Source organism: Phyllobacterium sp. P5_D12 (genome assembly GCF_054049495.1).
Genome location: NZ_JBFUMG010000958.1, coordinates 1 through 1,070 on the forward strand (window position 1 = coordinate 1; position 1,070 = coordinate 1,070).

General features: G+C 58.3%; 1 protein-coding gene. It reads right to left on the reverse strand.

Annotated elements, in window-relative coordinates:
• The coding region (locus ACXJ5O_RS27955) for a LacI family DNA-binding transcriptional regulator (RefSeq protein WP_457302754.1) at nt 1-899 on the reverse strand (899 nt) is incomplete at its 3' end.
• Nucleotides 900-1,070 lie beyond the last annotated feature (171 nt).

A 1,070-nucleotide genomic window follows, 5' to 3' on the forward strand; every position in this document is an offset into this window, starting at 1 on the left:
GTGGCAGACTGGCGAATGGTCGTCAGCGCCGGCGACAGGAGATCCGCATTCGAAATGTCGTCGAAGCTGACCAGTGAGACGTCGTCTGGTATGGAAATCCCAGCGTCGCGCGCCGCTCTCATGGCACCAAGCGCCAGCATATCGGCAAAGGTGAAAATGGCTGTTGGAGGATGTTCCATTGCCATCAAGGCCTCGAACGCCGACATTCCCTGGTCGCCGACATAGTCACAGTAGATGACGAGCGCGGGATCGATTTCGAGATCGGCATCCGCCATTGCCGCTTTGAAACCGAGGATGCGCTCCTCCGTGCTGAGCATGCGGCGCGGTCCGCCGATCACAGCAATGCGGCGATGGCCGTTTTCGATCAGGTGGCGGGTTGCCAGAATGGCGCCCTTCCGGCTCTCGGCGAACAGCCGAGGTGCCTTGGCACCGGGCACATCCTCGTCGAGAAGCACGACATGGCCGGCCCGGTTGATCATCTTTACCAGACGACCATCGTCGAAATGGTTCGTCAGCAGCAGAATTCCATCGACCTCGCGGTCTTCCAGCCGTGACAGGAAGGCTAGTTCGTTTTCGACGATGTTGCGGCTGTTGAACATTACCATACTGTAGCCATGTCGTGCGGCCTCTGCTTCAGCGGCGCTGGCGATGGCCGCAAACAGCGGGTAGGCAATATCGGCGGTAATCATCCCAAGCGTCTCGCTCCTGCCCTGCGTCAAACGACGAGCCAGCGCGTTCGGCCGATAGCCAAGCTGTAAGACCGCGTCCTCGATGCTGGCCACCGTCCTGTCGGGGAGGGTGATCTGGCCGTTCAGATGGCGTGAAACAGAGGTAACCGACACACCTGCCGCTGCGGCCACATCACGAATGGTCACACTCTTCTTGCCAGTTAACTTCATCTGCATTCCAACCCGAAAGTAGCTTATAAACCGGTTTCGTAAACCGGTTTCATAAACAACTGACCTTTCGCAATCGACTGGCTTGCGCCTGCGGCTGTTGGAATTCCTGCCATATGCGGGGTGATGTGAACTTTGTCGTGAGTCCAAAACGGATGGTGAGCCGGCAAGGGC